General features: G+C 66.0%; 15 protein-coding genes. 2 read left to right on the top strand and 13 right to left on the bottom strand.

Going from position 1 to position 18,722, the window contains the following annotated elements; all coding sequences use genetic code 11:
• Positions 1 to 112: 112 nt before the first annotated feature.
• Complete coding sequence (locus OG407_RS34430; RefSeq protein WP_405868770.1) at positions 113 to 1,120, bottom strand: LD-carboxypeptidase; 1,008 nt, start codon at positions 1,118 to 1,120, stop codon at positions 113 to 115.
• Between the two features lie 479 nt (positions 1,121 to 1,599).
• Between OG407_RS34430 and OG407_RS34425 the strand changes: the two genes are divergently transcribed.
• Positions 1,600 to 2,085 (top strand): hypothetical protein, encoded by a 486-nt coding sequence (locus OG407_RS34425; RefSeq protein ID WP_405863367.1) that lies wholly within the window; start codon positions 1,600 to 1,602, stop codon positions 2,083 to 2,085.
• Between the two features lie 22 nt (positions 2,086 to 2,107).
• Here the strand turns inward: OG407_RS34425 and OG407_RS34420 are convergent, their stop codons facing one another.
• The 11 genes from OG407_RS34420 to OG407_RS34370 form a co-directional block, all read right to left on the bottom strand.
• Positions 2,108 to 3,235 (bottom strand): hypothetical protein, encoded by a 1,128-nt coding sequence (locus OG407_RS34420; protein WP_405863366.1) that lies wholly within the window; start codon positions 3,233 to 3,235, stop codon positions 2,108 to 2,110.
• Positions 3,232 to 4,275, bottom strand: a complete 1,044-nt coding sequence (locus OG407_RS34415; protein WP_405863365.1) for a hypothetical protein — start codon at positions 4,273 to 4,275, stop codon at positions 3,232 to 3,234. The genes OG407_RS34420 and OG407_RS34415 overlap by 4 nt, the downstream gene beginning before the upstream one ends.
• A gap of 158 nt (positions 4,276 to 4,433) precedes the next feature.
• Complete coding sequence (locus OG407_RS34410) at positions 4,434 to 5,060, bottom strand: hypothetical protein (RefSeq protein WP_405863364.1); 627 nt, start codon at positions 5,058 to 5,060, stop codon at positions 4,434 to 4,436.
• A 236-nt stretch (positions 5,061 to 5,296) separates the two neighbouring features.
• Positions 5,297 to 5,620: a hypothetical protein gene (locus OG407_RS34405; protein WP_405863363.1), complete on the bottom strand. Its 324-nt coding sequence runs from the start codon at positions 5,618 to 5,620 to the stop codon at positions 5,297 to 5,299.
• Positions 5,621 to 6,341: 721 nt separating this feature from the next.
• Positions 6,342 to 6,725 (bottom strand): DUF6083 domain-containing protein, encoded by a 384-nt coding sequence (locus OG407_RS34400; RefSeq protein ID WP_405863362.1) that lies wholly within the window; start codon positions 6,723 to 6,725, stop codon positions 6,342 to 6,344.
• 166 nt (positions 6,726 to 6,891) lie between these two features.
• A complete protein-coding gene (locus OG407_RS34395) occupies positions 6,892 to 7,056 on the bottom strand; it encodes a hypothetical protein (RefSeq protein WP_405869004.1) in 165 nt (54 codons plus the stop codon).
• A gap of 274 nt (positions 7,057 to 7,330) precedes the next feature.
• On the bottom strand, positions 7,331 to 7,495 hold the full coding sequence (locus OG407_RS34390) for a hypothetical protein (protein ID WP_405863361.1): 165 nt from the start codon (positions 7,493 to 7,495) through the stop codon (positions 7,331 to 7,333).
• Between the two features lie 158 nt (positions 7,496 to 7,653).
• Positions 7,654 to 8,208 carry a lamin tail domain-containing protein gene (locus OG407_RS34385; protein WP_405863360.1) on the bottom strand — a complete coding sequence of 185 codons (555 nt, stop codon included), beginning with the start codon at positions 8,206 to 8,208 and terminating at the stop codon, positions 7,654 to 7,656.
• Positions 8,209 to 8,537: 329 nt separating this feature from the next.
• On the bottom strand, positions 8,538 to 10,091 hold the full coding sequence (locus tag OG407_RS34380; protein WP_405863359.1) for a glycoside hydrolase family 16 protein: 1,554 nt from the start codon (positions 10,089 to 10,091) through the stop codon (positions 8,538 to 8,540).
• A gap of 27 nt (positions 10,092 to 10,118) precedes the next feature.
• On the bottom strand, positions 10,119 to 12,800 hold the full coding sequence (locus tag OG407_RS34375; RefSeq protein WP_405863358.1) for an MGH1-like glycoside hydrolase domain-containing protein: 2,682 nt from the start codon (positions 12,798 to 12,800) through the stop codon (positions 10,119 to 10,121).
• A gap of 118 nt (positions 12,801 to 12,918) precedes the next feature.
• A complete protein-coding gene (locus tag OG407_RS34370; protein ID WP_405863357.1) occupies positions 12,919 to 14,547 on the bottom strand; it encodes a chitinase in 1,629 nt (542 codons plus the stop codon).
• Between the two features lie 255 nt (positions 14,548 to 14,802).
• Here OG407_RS34370 and OG407_RS34365 point away from each other — a divergent pair, with 255 nt between their 5' ends.
• Complete coding sequence (locus OG407_RS34365) at positions 14,803 to 16,155, top strand: acyltransferase (RefSeq protein ID WP_405863356.1); 1,353 nt, start codon at positions 14,803 to 14,805, stop codon at positions 16,153 to 16,155.
• A gap of 158 nt (positions 16,156 to 16,313) precedes the next feature.
• Here OG407_RS34365 and OG407_RS34360 read toward each other — a convergent pair whose 3' ends face one another.
• Positions 16,314 to 18,692 (bottom strand): endonuclease/exonuclease/phosphatase family protein, encoded by a 2,379-nt coding sequence (locus OG407_RS34360; protein WP_405868768.1) that lies wholly within the window; start codon positions 18,690 to 18,692, stop codon positions 16,314 to 16,316.
• Between the last annotated feature and the right edge of the window lie 30 nt (positions 18,693 to 18,722).

Here is an 18,722-nt window from a genome sequence, read left to right as displayed (position 1 = left end):
GAGCTCTTTCAGAGTGGCCACCGATCGAGTGACGGTCACCCGGCAGTCAATCGGCATCCGCTTGACCAGCAGGATCGGCAGGCCCCATGAAGAAGCGCGCTGTCCGCGTTGCTCAGCCGCTCGGACCGGTCACCGTGAGCGGGCGTACCGCCGGTTCGAGCAGCGACAGAGTCCGCTGCTGCGCGTCAAGGGCGACGCGGGTGCCGACCGGCATCGGCAGATTCGGTCCGGCGTGTCCGACCTCGACGTTGCCCAAGACCGGGATGTCGCGGTCACCGAGGACGTCGAGAACTATCTCGCGCAGGGTCGGGGACGCGTCGGGCGAGTCGAGTCCGTCGATCGCGGTCGGGATGCCCACGACCATGCCGGCGATTCGATCGAGGATGCCTGCGTGCCGCAGTACCTGTAGATAGCTCCACACGTGCGATGCGTGGCCGCCCAACTCCTCCCAGAACAACACCGCGCCGTCGAACCGTTCGAGCGGCAGCGCGTAAGGCGTGGCCTGCGCCAGCACGATGCGGTTGATCACCCCGCCGATCAGCCGGCCTTCGGTGCGACCGGAACGCCAGCACTCCCACGACGGGGTGGCCGGCAGCGCACCGATCGGCTCCGTGCTGGTCAGCAGCGTCGCGTAGAGCTTTTCGAGTTCCGCTCTGCGTGCGGCGGGCGCGGCCTGCCAGTGTCCGCCGAGTCCAGGGGTGGCCAAGTCGGTATGGAACCCGACCAGACCCGTTTGTGCGTAGAGCACGAGGTGCAGCAGCGAGATGTCGCTGTAGCCGAGGATCGGCTTGGGGTCGGCCCTGATCGCCTCGACGTCGATCAAGTCGAGGTAGCCGAACGCCGTCTGGCCGCCGTCATGCGCCATGATCGCGCGCACCTCAGGATCACGCAGAAGAGCATTGAACTCCTTGGCGATCTCCGCCGGCGTCGCCGCGGTCCACCACCGGTGCCGCCCGGCTTCGAGCAGCGGCGCCCGACGCACGCGGAACCCCATCCGCTCAAGCACGACCACCGCCTTCTCCAGGGCGGGCTCGTACACGGCGTGGAGCGGTCCGGACAGCGATGCAATAACCACGAGATCTCCGGCCCTCAGGGCACGAGGTCGAAGCAGTTGAGGCAACTCAGTAGGGATCACCGAGGCAGTCTTTCGACGCCCTCAGCAACATGCCACCTGTTTACCGATCACCTGCCCAGCAGGGCGGGTGGCGACTGCCGGGGCAGAACGCGCGAGGCCCCAGGGGTGTTGAGGTGAATGCCTGACGTCTGAACTCATCTCCCGAGGGGATGGACACGCCCCCTGTTCGTGATCAAAGGCTTCGACAGCCTTGATCATCAGGGGTCGCGTCTCTCGTTGCTGAACCGGGCGAACTGCCCACGGCGGCGCGTACGCAGGCGATCAGCTCATCTTGCCGACTGAGAACGCATCAGCCCTGGCTCCAGCATCACTACTGGTCACGGAAGACACGAAGATCTTTTACGAGGTGACCTTTCAGTCAGGTCCAACCAACTTGTTCCAAAAACAAGTTGGGAGGAGCGCCATGGCCGGGCTCTTCCTGCACGTGCACCCCGGCCAAACGCGCTGTGAGGGATGATTCGGTAATGGAACCAGCCGTGGTAACAGGCATCGCCGTACTCGGAACACTGCTCGGTTCGGCGCTCACCTACTACTTCCAAAAGCGCCAGGCGGTCTACATCCATGGGATGACCGCCCGCGAACGGCTTCGCGTGGAGAGGATCGGCGCCTACGGTGCGCTCGCCGAAAGCGTGGCAGATCTCCGCGGAGGTCAACTCATCAGGTGGACGACCCGCCGTGAGAGCCCTGCCGACAGTGACGAGTACGCGCGGGCGAGGTCCGATTCATGGCGGCTAAGAGCAGCCGCCCGCAGCACTATGTACCGGGTACAGCTGGTCACAGACGATGAGGATTTCGCCCGGCGTGCGCGCGAGTTGGTGGAACTCACCATCCAGATCCTCGACGCCACCGATGCCGACGATCTTGCCATCAGAGCTCAACGCTCGGCCGAAGAAACGGATTCCTTCATCAATGAGGCGAGGCAGAGGCTGAGCAGGGGCGATACGGGTTAGCAGGGGTGATCACCCCTCGGCGTTACTCCAGGAAAGACGTTGAGCTCCCCCTCGGTTGATATTCGAATACTCCGATTTTGCTTGAACCCAGAGAGTAGGGCGAGAGATATTGCGACCCTCTACTGTTAAGTACGTCAGCCCGCGCATCCCCGACCAAACTACATTTTCGCAAAAATTCCTGGACAACAAATTGAGCACCAACGGCGATTGGTTTCGGCCCGAATGAGCCAATCGCTAGAAGCGATCGCGAACCCTCCTCGGTAGCCTGCACACAAATCCGCGCCACATCGCGCATGTATGCCAGCGCATGGCGCACGGTAAAGACGTAGCGAACCTGCACACCATGCAATGGTGCATCCCGGAGTATCGTGTAGTGATTACGCAGCTTGAGTCGCGATTCCAGCAAGTTGTCCGTATGCACGAAGTTGACCAGATGAATTCCGATCTGATTCCCCATTCCGTTATCTCGGACTGATTCAAGCAGGGAAAACGTGTCATGCGTAGTACCTGCCGCGAAGATAACCACCTCAGCATGGTTACGCCCCTCAAGCAAACTACGAAGGGGCAAGCGACTGAAGTGGCCGACCACTTCCCCCAGAAGCTCTGGACCAGCTGCTTTCGGATAGCTTTCCGACCACGCGTAAAGCAATGTGACGTTCTCTACCAGAGGAAACTTACTGCTCAGCTCTCCAGACTTTTCGACTTCTTCTATCAACGCCGAGAGGAGGTTTCGAGGAAAAGCCGAGTAGTCAACTATCAGTTCACCTATCGTCGGTATTCCACGCATCAACAGCGCCAGTTCGCTAACGAACCTGCCCTGGTCTATCGGGTACTCAAGAATCTTGTGTACGACTTTTTCCCGCTGCTCTGAGACATGCAGCGATCGAATCACCTTACGAACGTTCACTGCTTTGATGGCATCCAGGAACGTGGGACTGTGCCTGCCCTGAAGGGTGAAAATAATCCAGCTGATACGCACGGCATCCGGATGGACCTGGCACTCGGCTCGAATCATTTCAAGCAACGCTTCACAACATAAGGTAGACCGTTCCTCAAAATTGGGTGCCAGGATCACCACCAATTGTTTACGAGAACGTTCCCGGATGATGGACCGGACAGCACTCAGGTCGCCGACACGGAGATGCGTCATGAGTCTCCGCCTTGGGCCGAGTGGCGTAAAGCGTCCACAATATTGCGGTTAGATTCCAAGTCGATCCACTTGTTCGAGGAGGGCTCTGCGCTCTGATTTCCAATTCTGGAATGCACTCGCACGTATGGGCCCACGTATATATCCTCGGCGGTCGGCTCCGTCGCGTACCAGAAGATTGGCAAGGAGTCAGTTGGGCAGTTGGAGTAGTCAACGAGGGTAAGCCCGCAGGCGCGGTAACCGAACTCCAGATCATCGCCACTTCTATCACGCATCCGCGCCAGTCTGCTATCCGACTTAATGAAGCGGGCCGAAAACCAGTGGCACAACTCAAGCGCATTTTCTCGTATCACAGAATCAGCTATCAGAGTCGAGTCGGGGTGAGTAATACTGTGCCGGCCATCGAACAGCACAGCGCAGTACCATGCTATCGCGCCGACCGGAAGATCCTGAATAAGCGCCTGGATCGCATCGACAGCCTTGCTGGTGAGAACCTGGCATAGCACCACTATCTTCGGCGGTTTGAATCCCACTTTTTCGGCAATACTCCGCGCAATGACCAACCGCCGCAAATCCGTTTCAAGGGAATGGCCACTCAATGACTTGTCAACCAGCATAACCCAATACGGTTTGGCGAACAACGGAACCAGCATCGCCCTCGCCCGGTCCCGTTTAGCCGGATTGAGCAGATCAAGGAGCACATCGGCCAGCTTGTCGACGCCCTCAACCCGCTGCAGCCGCTGGTTGTCCAACCGCCCCTCCAGCCCGTTGACGTGACAGAACGTTCCAGTCATAGCGCTGGGGTCATTCTCAAAGAGATGGATGCTACCAAGTATTCGTTGACGGGCTTCGACAGAGTCGCAGCCGAGTTCCCTTTCGCAGAGTTCTAGAAACAATGCCCTCCAAGCGTCATTCAGCAAAACCTGTGGGAGGTATACCGTGTTAGCGAAAAGAAAAAGTGCCGCATGCTTCCATTCCTGAGGTACATCACTGAAGCGATCCAGGCAATCAAGGGACTTCCAGATGCGACGCCATACAGGCACGGAAGTTCCCCGATACGGGGACGAAACCTCTAAGTTGTCCAACAGGTGCAGTTTCGATACCACGTGCTCATCAGAAATAGCAGATATATTAAGGCTCTCCCAAAAGGGAGCGGAATAGTCCGAGAATGGACCATATGAATCATCGTGTCGCACCGAATTTACCGCTTTTCCGGTAGAAGCTCGCCCGCTGAAGCACCGCGAACTGCGCAGATGAATGCTGCCAACTTTTCGGGGTCTTGCTTTCCGATTGAGTTCAGTATTCCGCTCTGCGTGTCGACTGCGTACGGCTGATATCGATTCACGATCTCGGCAACATTGCCCGCGTCGAGCCCTCCGGCCATGAACACCCGGCCAGGGTCAATCACCTCCAGAGTTCGCCGGACGGAGTCGGGCGGAAGCAATCGCCCAGTGCCACCCGCGCTGTGGTCGAGGATCACAAAGTCCACCAGGTGCAGGAGTTCATCGACAAGTCGCCGGTCCAGAGCTGTCGTTGGGTCGACCAGCAGGATGATCTCGGCCGGGGATCCATGCCTGCACAACTCGTTGTGCAGCGCCACCAGGTCGTTCATCGACCACAGGTGATGCAGCTGCAGCCAATTGATCCTGGTATACGCGAGCGCTTGAGCTATCTGTGCGACGTCCACGACCTTGGTGAGGAGCACCGGACTGATCGACAAGCTGTGCTCCGCCGTCAGATCGGCGAACCGCCGGGCTTGCGCCAAGTCCGGGATCTCCAGCGACGTGATCGCATGTAGACCGACGAACTCATACCCCAGTTCGGCCATCAGCTGGATTGTGCCAAAGTCCCTCACTCGGCACCCCTTGACGAACGTGCCGCGCATGCTCTCGCCGATGGCGACCTCCGTAAGGCTCGGGGCGGCGGTGTAGCATCGGCCGTCGTTTCGAGTATTACGCACCGATACTTAACCACCCAGGCGTCCACCAACCCTTCTGTTTCCCTGAAACTCTGTGGAGAACACTGCCAGCGACGGTCCACTCCTTCGCACCCCTGCTGGACGGCTCAGATCTGAAGAACTCGGCGGGACGCCATCGACTCTCCGACTCTCTGCATACCCAGCATGATCAAGGGGCCTACCTGATCGGCCGCGGCGCTCGCTGCATGGCCGTCGTGAATAAGAGCCAACCCGGCGTGTACGCCCAGGTCAGGAAGCTGTCCTGGTGGTACATCCCGCTCGGGCACCGCACCCACGACCACGCCCACCACCGCAAAGAGATCCACCGGCTCAAAGTCGCCGCGTTCAACCACCTGGACTACCCCGGCGCCCCGGCAGTCGATCCAAGTGGTGCAGTGGCGGCGCGACTTGAGCACCGGGAAGCTGGCCATCGAGCACGTCTACCTGTTCACCAGCCTGAGCGTCTTCAACGCCACCCGCACTGAACTCGCCACCTGGATCGGAGGCCACTGGGGCATCGAGAACTTCCTACCCTTCCGGCCAACGTCGAATTACCGCGCAGGTCGGCGTGCAGTGCCCACTACGGAAGCACGTCGGCGAAGGGCCTCCCAGTTGGCCCGCCGGAAGCCGGAAACTCAGCACGGACAGATGCCCCCAGGGCATACGGACGAGAAGCGGCGGGACACACCGCCAGCCACCGTTCACCCGGCACCGCGCGGGAGCGCCCCCACAGAACCCGGTGCACAAGCGGCTCGCTTAGCTTGCCCGCGCGCTCCGGACAGTCTCCCTGTTCAATTGAGGGGCGCGCCGTCTACCCCTACGCTTGCCCGAGGAAATCGTGATCTACGTCATGAGGCATGGACCGGTCACGACAGGGAATGATCGGGATAAGGCGAGCAAATAGGTCATTTCATTCTCGCGGGACATGCACGGGACGGCTGGCCTGACAACCCATCAGGTAAGCCGCTGACCTGCGAAAACATGCGGGAAGCCGACGGCCTCCGGAGCCGTGTGCGCAGGTTCGAATCCTGCCGGGGGCACCTTGAATGAGGTGCCCAAAGACCCCGCCGTCAGCGCGTCAGCTGAGGACGGGGTCTTCGCGTGTGTTGAGGCGTATACGCAAGGGCCGTATGCACTCCGATCGAGGCACTCTTACCCCGTATCCGGCCACGTCTCCGGGGCCTGTTGTGACTCCGGGTCCTTCTGACGCTCAACCTGACGCCCGTTCTCGATCCGCAGGCTTGTCAACCATGGCCAGAGATCGGGCAGCGGTTGTGCCGAGCATGCAAGCCGGTGCGCAATACGACACCGCTGGAACGGATCCGGCGGACACACGCCGTAGACCGTCACCCGCCCATCGGACAGCGCGATCCACCGATGCTCCGCCGGCACGGTATGAGCCAACGGCTCCATGTCCGGCTCAAGCTGCACCCAGTCGTAGTCCAGCGTCGCCACACGTTCGGTCGGCAGGCCACAGTGCAGGCAGCGTGACTGCCCGCCCTTTAACCTGCGCGGTCCTTCCTCCAAAGCCCCCATACCGCGAGGGTCGACAGCTCAGGTCCTCGCGCTAAGAGGGAAATCGGACGGGACACGTGATGCGTGCATCTATTGCTGCCACTACACACAACACAGAAGGTGTATCCCGCAACTGACGACCGTCGACACGCGGCCGAGACACCACGAAACCCCCGACGCGTTTGGGCTAGGAGGTTGCGACATTGAGCTCGGCAAGCAGGAACTCGCGCAGTCGCTGCCAGACTCCCGCCTCGTTCCGGTCCCGCAACCGACGCCGGCACGTCATGCCCAGGTCGAGCCCCAGCGCCTGCGCCAGCAACAGCTTCACGCGGTCCCAGCGCTCGTCCGACACGGGCCACGGCGACGTTCCCGCGCCCTATCGGACGCTCAACTCCCGCTCCAGGCATGGCCTTTAGAGGCGATCCACCTCTTTGGGTTAGGCATTTGCAAGCCCGGGCTTCCGGCAGTCCGGAGCTTCCGTCCGCCCCGGTCTGCGGACCAGTCGCCCGGGCCGCCGGGCCCAACAGGCCAGCCGGGCAGGCCACTTGGCGCCGCGGTCTCACCTACTCGTCCGCCCGATACAGCTTGATCTCCTTGTTCACGAACAGGTGGATGTACCCGCAGCGTCAGCAGATCAGGCCGGTGGCGTTCTCGTCGGCCCAGGCCAGTTTCATGAATTCCATGCCGGTGCTGTTGAGGAGGACGCCCCGGTCGCGGAACAGATCTCCTTGGCAGACCTGGCACTTGAGCCAGATGTCTCCCACCGCTGCGCGTACCGGTTTCTTCGCCATCGTGTGAACGCCCGCGTCCCTGCCGTGTGGTCGGGATGAAGCTAGCTACTCACACCTGCCCCGGCGCAAAACCAAGCGGCGCGCCACCCCTGGTCGGGGGAAGCGCGCCGCCGGAATTACGTCACCGCCTCGGCATCATGACGCCGTAGCGCAGGTGATCAGTGGTGGCCGCCGCCGCCGTGACCGCCGCCACCGTTGTGACCGCCGCCGTTGTGGCCGCCACCCCCGTGACCGCCCCCTTGGTTGCCCCAGGACTTGTCGTCCACGAGGCGGCGGTGGTCGTTGCGGAGGGTGGCGGTGTCGGAGCGGTTGTCCCAGGTGTAGTTGTGGCGGTCCTGGTAGAGGTCGCGGTTGGTGTCGCGGCCGACGCCGGTGTGGACGCGGACGGTGGCGTGGCCGTCCAGGCGGTAGTGGTGGAAGGTGTAGGTCTGGCCGTCCTTGTTCGAGAGCTTCCAGCCGTCGAGGTTGACGGCGCTGCGGGTGTGGTTGGTGATCTCCACCCACTCGTTGTTCAGGGAGCGGTTGGAGCGGTCCTCCGGTCCCGGAGAGTCGTACTGCACGCGGCTGATCTCCACGTTCGCCCGGACCGCGTGGTGGTCGGCAGCGGTCGCCGGCAGTGCCGCCGCGCCGACGAGAGCGCCGGCGGCCAGAGCGGCTGCGGCCAGACGGCGGACGGACACGGAAGGTGAAGAGGTCACGGGTTCCCCCAGCATGGTGCGGGCACTTCCCTGGATACGGCTACGGCCGGACCCCGGGCTGTGCGGTGTGCGGGTGGCGGCCTGTTGGCCGCACACCCACACCTTCTCCACCGGGCGGACGGGATATGAGCGATACGTGAATCGTGTTACGAGTCGGTCGTATTTCCGTGACTCTCGGCTGTACCGTCCATTTATGTGCGTGATGCACCAGGTTGACGCCCCGGCGGGGCGACGGGCCTTGCGGGCACTGGACCGGGTTCCGCTTTCGCCACGGTGCGCCACCCCAGGCCCGCCGGGAGCGTCACCCGAAAGTGAGTAACGGCGGGCCGCCCACCTGCGCTTTGTTACTGGTAGTAACAGTACTTCGCCGTTCCTGATGCCGGGTCACCGAACACCCCGTTGGTGCAGGGGGTGCCCCCGTTGAACGAGCCGTAGAAGTACTGGCCGTTCGCCCCGTACGCCACCTCGTGGGTGCCGGAGATGGAGCAGGCGCCGTTCTCCGCCGCGCAATTCGTCCAGGTCGCGAACGTCGGGGGTGGCGATACGACGTAGCAACTCTTCGCCGTGCCTGAGATCGGGTCACCGAAGACTGTGTTGGTGCAGGGGGTGCCGCCCGGCAGGGTCGCGTAGCGGTACGAACCCGCGGCGCCGTACGCGACCGTCATCACGCCGGAGAAGGAACAGGTGTTGTTCTCGGACGCGCACGGGGACCAGATGTTGGTTGCCGGGGGTGCTGCTTCCGCGTAGCAGGACTTCACCACTCCGGAGGACGGGTCGCCGAATACCGCCGTGGTGCAGGGAGTTGAGCCGGTCGCCGTCGTGTAGTTGAAGCGGCCGTTCGCTCCGAAGGCCACCGCCGAGGTGCCGTTGAGTGCGCAGGTGCCGTTCTCGCTCGCGCACTGGGGCCAAGTGCCGGGCAGGGTTTGGGTGGTGGAGCCTGTGGTGCTTCCCGTTGTGGTGTACGCCGCTACGTAGTCGACGCTCAGGGTGCCGCCCGATGTCGTCGAGCCGGACGGCGTTGTGCAGCCGCAGGCCGCGTCCGGGAACGTGCCGCCCATCGCCAGGTCCAGGATGATCGACTGGTTGTGGTCGAAGGCCGCCTGCCAAGTGGCCGTGCCCACTTGGGACTCGGAGACCGAGTAGTAGGCGTTGCCGTCCAGGTAGAACGTGATCGTCTCCGCCGAGGTGTTGGTGCGGTCGAGGATCATCGCGTACGTGTGGAAGCCGCTCTGGCAGCCGGAGCAGGCGCGCAGGCCGCTGCTGATTCCGGTGCCCTCGTTGCAGGGGCCGCCCGGGGAGGTGCCGCAGTGGATCGTGCCGGCCACGTCGGAGAGGGCGTTGACGTCCTCCATGATGTCGATCTCGCCGTTCTCCGGCCACTGACCCGGGCCGAGCATCCAGAATGCGGGCCAGTATCCCAACCCGCTTGCGGGGCTGGGCTGTTGGATGGACGCGGCGACCTCCAGCCTGCCGCCGGCCGGTGCGCCCACGTTCGCGGTCGGGGTCTGGATCCGGCCCGAGGTCCACGAACTGCCGGAGCCCAGCGCGGTGATGTCGAGGTTGCCGTTGCCGTCGAGGTGGGTGTTGGCGGTGGAGTCGGTCATCGTCTCGATCTCACCGGTCCCGAAACTGGAACCCGGGCCGGTGTCGAATTTCCAGTTGGCCGCCGAAGGGGCCGATCCCGCCGAGCCGTTGAAGTCGTCGGTGAAGACGGTGGACCAGCCGGAGGGGGCTCCGGGGGCGGCGGCCAGCGCGGGCTGGGTGGTCGTGGTGCCGTAGAGCAGGGCGACCATCGGGGCCAGGGCCGCCAGCCAGATCAGGCGTCTCGGCCTCGACCCTGACCTCCACCTGCGTCCGGTGGTGTGCGCGGCCTTTCCTCTCAACTTCGATCTGAACATCGTCCGGCCTTCCTCGTGAGGAGTGCGTTACTGGACGTAACAGGACTTGCTCGTTCCGGAGACCGGGTCTCCGAAGACCGTGTTCGTGCACGGGGTGCCGCCCGTGTAACTGCCGTAGAAGTACTGGCCGTTGGCGCCGAAGGCGACCTCGTGGGTGCCGGTGAAGGTGCAGGTGCCGGACTCCGCGGCGCAGGTCGTCCAGGTCGTGGTGGTCGGTGGTGGGCCGGTGAGGTGGCAGGACTTGGCCGTGCCTGAGATCGGGTCGCCGAAGACCCCGTTGGTGCAGGGGGTGCCGCCGGACAGGGTCGCGTAGCGGTACGAACCCGCGGCGCCGTACGCGACCGTCATCTCGCCGGTGAAGGCGCAGGTGGTGTTCTCGGAGGCGCACTGGGACCAGACGTTCGTGGTCGGCGGTGCGGGCTGGACGTAACAGGCCTTCGCGATGCCGCTGGCCGGGTCGCCGAAGGTCGCGGTGGTGCAGGCCGTGCTTGAACTCGCCGTGGAATAGGCGAACTTGCCCTGTGCGCCGAACGCGACGGTCTTCGTGCCGGAGACCGCGCAGGTGCCGCCCTCCAGCGCGCACTGGGTCCAAGTGCCGGGCAGGGCGGGGTTTTCGGTCGGGGAGACCGTGCCGGTGGCGGGGTAGCCCACGGTGTACGAGCCCGGTTGGACGCCGCGGAAGTAGATGTAGTCGGCGTCCTGGTCGGCGCTCGTCACGCCGGTCGCGCCGGTGAACGAGGTGCCGTTCCAGGCGGTGCCGCCGTTGATGGTGACGGTGTGGTTCTGGCCGAAGCGGGGGACCGCGATCACGCCTGTGGAACCGGAGTTGGTGCCCGTGTCCACCTGGAGGGTGAAGCTGCCGTCGGCCGGGTGGTCGTAGCTCGCGTGGACGGTCTTGCCTGCCGCGACCGTCAGGGTGCCCTCGACATGGGTGAGGTTTCCGGGGTGCGGTACGACCTGATAGGCGGCGCCGCCCGCAGCCGTCGGGGCGATGCCCAGAACGTCCGAGGTGAGGGCGCCGGTCGGGCCGGTGGACCAGCCGTGGGCCATGCTCGTGAACGAGCCGGGGTACGCGGTGAGGTCGCCCTGCGGTGAATAGCCCTCCCAGAACGTGCTCCTGGTGCCGATCGGCGAGTCGAGCATGAAGCCCCACTCGGTCCTGATGAGGTTCAGCGCGTTGGTGTCGTCACCCGCGGCGAAGTGCGCGTACACCTCCATGGAGCCGGTGAACGGCGAGATGTTGTTGCTGAACTCCGGGGTCTGGGCGCCTCGGCTGCCCCAGTTGGTGCGCAAGTAGGCGGCCACGCTGCGGGCTTGGGTGGTGGCAGGGACGACTCCGTACCAGACGGCCAGGGAGTTGCCGTCCTGCGGGTGGAGCGAGCTGGTGGGGTTGTCCTTGTAGGCGCCGGTCGACACGTCCCAAAGGCGGCTGTTTATCTGGGACTTGAGGGACGCGGCCTTGCCGCTGTAGGTCGCGGCCAGGGTGCTGTCGCCCTCCGCCTGGGCCAGGGTCGCGCCGGTGGTCAGGACGCGGTAGAGCATGGCGTTGGCCGCGATGTTCTCGCCGCCCTGGCCGCTGCGGGCCCAGTCGAGGGTGCCGGTGACGTTGAGGAGACCGTTGCTGTCGATCTTCGCGGTGATGAAGTCGACGCCCCGCTTGTAGTTCGCCCAAATGCCGTCCAGCCAGGCCTTGTCGGCGGTGTCGAGGTAGTACGTGGACGTGCCGATCAGTGTCCACATGTGGTACGTGTCGGAGCCGAAGAAGTTGAACTCCGGGCCGCCCCAAGGGAGTTCGCCGGTCGACTTCTGGATCTGGTAGAGCGTGGTGAGGGAGTTGCGGGCGGCGGTCAGGTCGTCCGTGCTGACGTAGGCGGTGGGGAGGGAGATGCCCAGGTCGCCCGGCCATACGGAGCGGTCGCGCTTGGCGCCGTCGACCAGGACCTCGCTGCCCACACCCACCGTGGCGTTGTTCTCCCAGCCGGAGGACACCGGCGGGTACACGCGGCCCTGGGTCGGATCGATGGTGTTCAGCTGCACGGTGTACGCGCCCGCGTACCAAATGCGGTTCAGCTCATCGTCGTTGGAGTAGAAGTAGTCGGGGTACGCGGCCGGGTTCGACGCACCGGGCGCGGCGGTGAAGGCGAGGGAGACGCCGTTGACGTCCACCCAGCCGCCGGAGTTGAGGAACAGCGTCAAGTAGCGGAAGCCGCCGCGCAGTTTGTCGGTGGGCATCGTCCAGCTGCCCGCGCCGCCCACGGTGGCGTAGATCGCGCCGTCCGTGCCGCCGGCCGAGTTGTCGCTGCTGGTGCCGGTGTAGAGCGACGACTCGCTGAACGCCAGGCCCACGCTCTGGCCCGCGCCGCTGGCACCGGAGAAGTTCAGGGTGACGATCCCGCCGACCTCCTTGCCGAAGTCGAGGGTGACGGCGGAACCGTTGCCGTTCAGGCGAGTTGACTGATGGGACAGCACGTTGGTCGGGTTGGTGACGGAGCCACTCGTGCCGTAGACGGCGGTGGGGGCGAGGGTCCGGGAGGTCGGGGAGAGGTTGTAGGGGTCGCCGGGGGTGGCGGCAACTGCCGTAGAGACCGCTGTCGTTGATGCGGCCGTCGTTGATGCGGCGACTGCGGGCGGTGGGGATTCGAGCGATACCGCGCCGCCGAACGCCAGGCCCAGCGCGACGACGAGCGCGATGCGGAACGTGCGTTTCATGAGGCTGCTTCTCCTCGTTCGAGCGGCGGTGCGGGGTGGGCGGAACCGGCGGGGTCCGACGGCCGGCGGATTGAAACGTTCAATCCGTCGGCCCGAAGGAGCCGACGCTGCGCGGGAGTTACTGCACGTAGCAGGACTTCGCCGTACCCGACACCGGGTCGCCGAAGACTCCGTTGCCGCATCCGATGGACCCGGAGACGGACCGGTACACGTACCGTCCGGCCGCGCCGTACGCCACCTCGTGGGTGCCGGAGAAGGTGCAAGTGCCGTCTTCCGCCGCGCAGTTGGTCCACGTGGCGAAGGACGGCGGTGCGCCGATCAGGTAGCAGGACTTCGCGGTGCCGGAGGCCGGGTCGCCGAACACGGCGTTGGAGCACGCCGTACCGCCGGGCAGGGTCGCGTAGTTGAAGGAACTGCCCGCGCCGTAGGCCACCGTCATCACGCCGGAGAAGGCGCAGGTGCCGCCCTCGGCGGCGCAGAAGGTCCAGACGTTGGTCGCGGGCGGGGCCGCCTGGCCGTAGCAGGACTTGGCGGTGCCGGAGATCGGGTCGCCGAAGACCGCGTTGGTGCACGAGGTGGAGCCGGTCTCCGTCGCGTAGTTGAACCTGCCGCTCGCGCCGTAGGCGACGGCGGTCGTGCCGCTGACCGCGCAGGTGCCGTTCTCGCTCGCGCACTGGGCCCAAGTCCCGGGCAGGGACTGGACAGTTGAGCCGGTTCCCCCGCCACCACTGCTGCTGCCCGAAGTGAACGCCTGGAAGATCCGGGCGAAGTCGCCGGAGTTCTGACTGACGCCGCTGCACGTGCTCTGGGCCGAAGTCGAGCCCGCGCAGCCGCCGTTGTCGCGGTTCTGCGACCAGTACGACGTCAGGGCGATCCCCCGCGAGGCGTCGAAGACCTCGACGCTGCGGGCGTTGTCGAGGGTGAAGACCTCGCCGGCGCTGTCGTTCTGGCCGATCATCGGGGTGTTGCCGAGCTTGGCGTACGCGGCGGAGGTGGAGATGCCGAACGCGCTCGCGACCTGGCCGGCCGCCGCGTCCACGGACGTGTTGGCCGCGTTGCCCATATCGGTGCCCGAGGAGCCGTAGTCCATGGTCATCAGGTTGACGACGTCCGGGGTGAAGCCGTTGGAGCGGGCGTTGTTGAGGACGTTCAGGCCGTCGCCCGAGAGGCCGCTGGGGAGGGCGGGGAGGGTGACGGAGATCGACAGCGCGCGGCCGTTGTTGGCGGCCCAAGTGCGCACCTGGGCAAGGGCCTTGTCGCGGCGGTCGATGCCCGAGGAGTTGGTGAGGGACGCCGACTCGATGTCGAAGTCGACGTGGGAGAGGTTGAAGGTGGTGATGACGTTCTCGATCTGCGCTGCCGCCGCCTCCGGGCTGGAACAGGAGTCGCCGATCTCGGTGAGCGCGGTGTCGGAGGTGTAGCCGCCGAAGGACACGGAGACGTCGCCGCCGAGGCCCCGGATGCCGTCGATCTGCGACTGGAGGGCGGACTGGCCCGGCACCTGCCACTGACAGCCGGGGCCGTCGACGAACGCTGCGGTGAAGAACTTGGTGCCGTAGTTGTTGGCCACGTCGGTGAGGGAAACGTTTCCCGAGCCCGCGTCGAAGTACGGCGCGAAGACGTGGGCGGGCCAGGCGTTCGGGGCGGAGGCCGCCGCCGAGGTGAGGCCGGCCGCCGCGAGGGCTCCGGTCAGCAGGGCGGTGGAGAGGGCGGAGAAGAGGGAGCGGGATCTCGGTCGGGTGCGCATGCGCGACCTCCACAGAGGGGGATGGGGGTGAATCGATTCAATCCCTGCGCGATATTGGTGCAGACCAATTCGCTGTGTGGGCTCAGGGAAGCAGCGTTGACAGGGGCGAGTCAAGGCAAGGGCGGGTCAAGGGATTCGGGGAGCGACGGCGGACCCGCCGCGGATCGGCGACGGGTGTCGTGACGGGCACGGATTGGTTGCGGGACGGCGCCGCTCCCTCACAACTGCCCTCCACCGGCGGCACCATGGCATCCCATGGGGGACTTGAGTGTGGGCAGCGCGGGCAGTGCGGGCAGCACGGGCCGGGATCGCTACGTCGACTTCCTGCGGGCGTGGGCGATCGTGCTGGTGGTGTTCGGGCACTGGCTGATCACCGGGCTGGTGCGGGACCCCAACGGGGTAATCTCCGCACCGGAGTTGCTCGCGACCGTGCCCTGGACCCAGTGGCTCACCCTGGGGTTCCAGATCATGCCGCTGTTCTTCCTGGCCGGCGGGCATGCCGCCGGCGGTTCCTGGGCGCGGGCCCGCAACGAGGGCCGTACGGCGACCGGTTGGGTCGGGCAGCGGGCGCTGCGGCTGCTGCTGCCGGCCGGGGTGTACAGCGGGCTGGTGCTGGCCGCCGTCGCGATCTGCTCGGCGGTCGGGGTGGACCCCGGCATCCTCGCGCTCGTCGGGTGGGCGATGGCCATGCAGTTCTGGTTCCTGCCGGTGTATCTGCTGCTCAGCGCGGCAACTCCCGTTCTGCACGCGGCACATCGGCGGTGGGGGCTGCGGGTGCCGGTGGTGATGGGGGTGGTCGCGGTCGGCGCGGACGCGCTGGTGGTTACCGTGCACGCGCCCTTCGTCGGGCTGCTCAACTACGTGCTCGTGTGGGGCGTCGCCTATCAACTGGGTTTCTGCTGGCGGGACATGCCGCTCGTCGAACGGTCCGCCTTGCCCGCCTGCATGGCGGTGGGCGGTGCGGTCGCCTTCACCGGGCTGGTCGCGTTCGGGCCGTTCCCGGTGAGTCTGATCCTGGTGACCGGGCAGAGTCCCAGTAACACCAATCCCCCGTCGGCGGCCATGCTGGCGTGGGCCGTTGGGCAGGTCGGGGTGGCGCTGCTGCTCGCGCCGGTGTTTCGGCGGTCGCTGGAGCGCGAGCAACTCTGGCGGCTGGTAGGGCCGTTGGGCGGCGCCAGTATGACGCTCTACCTGTGGCACATGCTGCCGGTGCTGGTCGTCGCCGCCGCCTTCTATCTCACCGGGCTGGCTCCCGAACCGGCCTACGGGTCGGGGAGTTGGTGGGTGCTGCGGGTGCCGTGGCTGGTCGTGCTCGGGGTGGTGCTGGTGGGGGTCGTAGGGGTGCTGGGGCCGTTGGAGCGAGGGCTCGCGGTGGTGTATGAGCGGACGCGGCCGGGTGATCTGCCGTCTGAACTCCCGCGTTGGCCTTGGGCGTTGTGGGGCGGGCTGGCGGCGAGTGTGAGTGCGCTGATCTGGTTCGCCGGGCATGGGTTCGCCTATGGCGGGCGGTTCCCGGTGGTGCCTGCGGTGGGGCTGGTGGTGGGGGTCGGGCTGGTCATGGTGACGGGGCGGAGTGGGGCGGACCGGGGTGTGCGCCTTAGCGTCTGAGTGGCTTGTGCTGTCTTGCGCGTGCGGGGGCGTTGTGGCTGGTCGCGCAGTTCCCCGCGCCCCTTAGGGGGTTGCCCTGCCCGGGACTGGGAGGCGGCCGGTCAGGGTGACGGGGCGACACGGCTCGCGCCGTTCCGGCCCGTCACCCTTCAACAGCCCTATCGCCTACGGCACTTCGAGAGGTCGATGCGGACGATCTGGGGGTCGTGGTCGCTTGCCTGGTTCGCGAACTCCGCGTTGATGTGGACTACGTCGTAGTTGAAGGACGTCACCGCGGGGCTGGTGAGGATGTGGTCCAGGGTCTGGGAGTTGCCGTCGTAGACGTAGGTGTAGCGCTCGGCGGCGGGGAGGGTGGTGATCAGGGGCTTGAGGACCTTGTCGGCCGTCAGGGTGGTCACCGTCTGGGAGAACTCGTAGTCGTTCAGGTCGCCGAGGACGACCGCCTTGGCGTTCTTGTCCGCCGCGAGCAGGGACTTGACGAAGGCGTTGACCTCCGCCGCCTGGGCCGCGCGCTGGGTCTCGGAGCTGCGGGCCGGGGGCTGGTAGCGGCCGTGGATCGGCTGGTCGCCGCCCTTGGAGATGAAGTGGTTGGCGATCACGAAGACCTGCTCGCCCTGGAAGGTGAACTCGCCGACCAGCGGCTTGCGGCTGTCCTCCCAGGCCGCGTTGGTCGGGTCGATACGGCCCGGGGAGTAGGTGAGTTCGACGCCCTTGCGGGTCTTCACCACGCTCGTGGCGGTGGTCGCGTCGCCGCCCTTGTGGTCGGTGAAGGAGACCCGCTTCGGGTTGAAGAGGAAGACCTGGCGGATGTTGCCGCCGGGCTCGCCGCCGTCCTGGTTGTTCGTCGGCGAGATGTAACGCCACTTGTACGCCGGGCCGCCGGCCGCGCGGACCGCGTCCGTGAAGCGCTTCAGGGTGCCCTCGGCCGTCACCGTGCCGTCGTTCGTCGCGCCGTTGTCGTCCTGGATCTCCTCCAGGGCCACGATGTCGGGCGAGTTGAGGTTGACCGCGACGCCCTCGGCGAGCCGGTCGAACTTCTCCTGGGTGTCCAGCGCGTCCAGGTTCTCGACGTTGTACGTGGCGACCGCCAGCTCGTCCTTCTTCTGACGGCGGGTCACTTCCTGCTTCAGGCCCTTGTCGACGAGGGTGCCGAGCTGGGTGGCCTGGACGTTGTAGCCGCCGTAGGTGGAGTAGTCGAGGGGGCCGGTCGTGAATCCTGACAGTTCGTCACCGACGTTGGCGGAAGGGAAGGTTGAGGTGGTGTCGAGCGACATCACCTCGATACGGCCGGTGTTGGGCTGGTCGTACGAGGAGTACAGGGTGCCGCCGCGGGCGGTGGCGTTCTCGTTCGGCTTGACCGTGACCCACAGCTCGCCGTACGCGTCGCTCGCGCCGACCACGCGGGCGTCGGCGAAGGTGACCCGCATGCCCTCCAGGGACTCGTAGAAGTCCTGGGCGTAGACGGTGGGTTGGAGCGCGAGGGACTCGATGCTGCCGCCGGACGCGGTCGGGATGTAGGCGTCGGGGACCGAGGTCGCGTCGAGTGTCACGGCGTCCGGGAGCGCGTTGCCGCTGGAGAGGACCGTGGTGGTCGGGCCGGTGATCTCGGTGTTCGACTGGCTGGTGCTGCTCGGGTAGTACTCGCTGACCTTGCCGGTGACCAGGACCGAATCACCCGCCGCCACCGTGGGCTTGGTGGAACCGGTGTAGACGAAGACGGCCTCGCTGGTGCGCGGGTCGGTGTCGGGCGTCGGGTCCTGGATCCAGTAGCCGAGGGAGCCGCTGGAGCGGACGCCGGTGACGATGCCGGGGACGCGGGTGACCGTCTGGCCTGCGTACGGCGAGAGGCGGGTCGTGCCCTGGATGTCGTGGACGCGGACAGTACCGGGGTCGGTGGGCGAGCCGCCGTCGCCACCGCCGTCGCCCGAACCAGGCGTCTGGCCCGCCGAGTTGACCGGTGACGGGGTGCCGGCGGTGAAGTCCGCCGCGTTGTCGTCGGTGTCGGCGAGCGAGTCGGCGCGGGCGACCGCGGCCGTGTTGGAGGCGCCGGTGGCCGGGCCGCTGCCCTCGCGGACGACCGCGGTGCCGTAGCCCGTGAGGTCGACGATGCTCGGGTCGGCCGCGCAGTCCGCGGCGGTCTTGCAGGTGAGCGCGGTGGTGCCGGAGACCAGGGCGATCGTGCCGGAGGTCGCGCTCATGGCGATCGAGCCGGTGGCGTCGGTGGTCGGCAGCGCGGTGGTGCCGCCGCTGCCGGTGCCCTCGCCGACGAGGTAGCGGGCGCCGGGGGCGATCGCGCCGGTGAGGGCGGTGACCTGCCAAGTGGAGCCGGAGGAAGGCGTACCGGGGAGGTACTGGACGCTGTAGCCCGACAGGTCGTAGGCCGTCGAACCGGCGTTGCCGAGTTCGACGAAGTCCCGGGTCAGGGTGGCTCCCGAGTTGCCCCCGCCGCCGTACACCTCCGCAACGACCGCCGAGGCGGAGGGAGTTGCGGACGCGGCGGGCAGGGCGGTGAAGGCGAACGCTCCCGCCGCGCCCACCGAGACGATCGCTTGGGCGGTGCGGCGGGC

Origin of the sequence: Streptomyces sp. NBC_01515 (genome assembly GCF_045040345.1) — a bacterium.
Lineage (GTDB): Bacteria > Actinomycetota > Actinomycetes > Streptomycetales > Streptomycetaceae > Streptomyces.
This window is presented reverse-complemented; position numbering and strand designations above follow the sequence as displayed.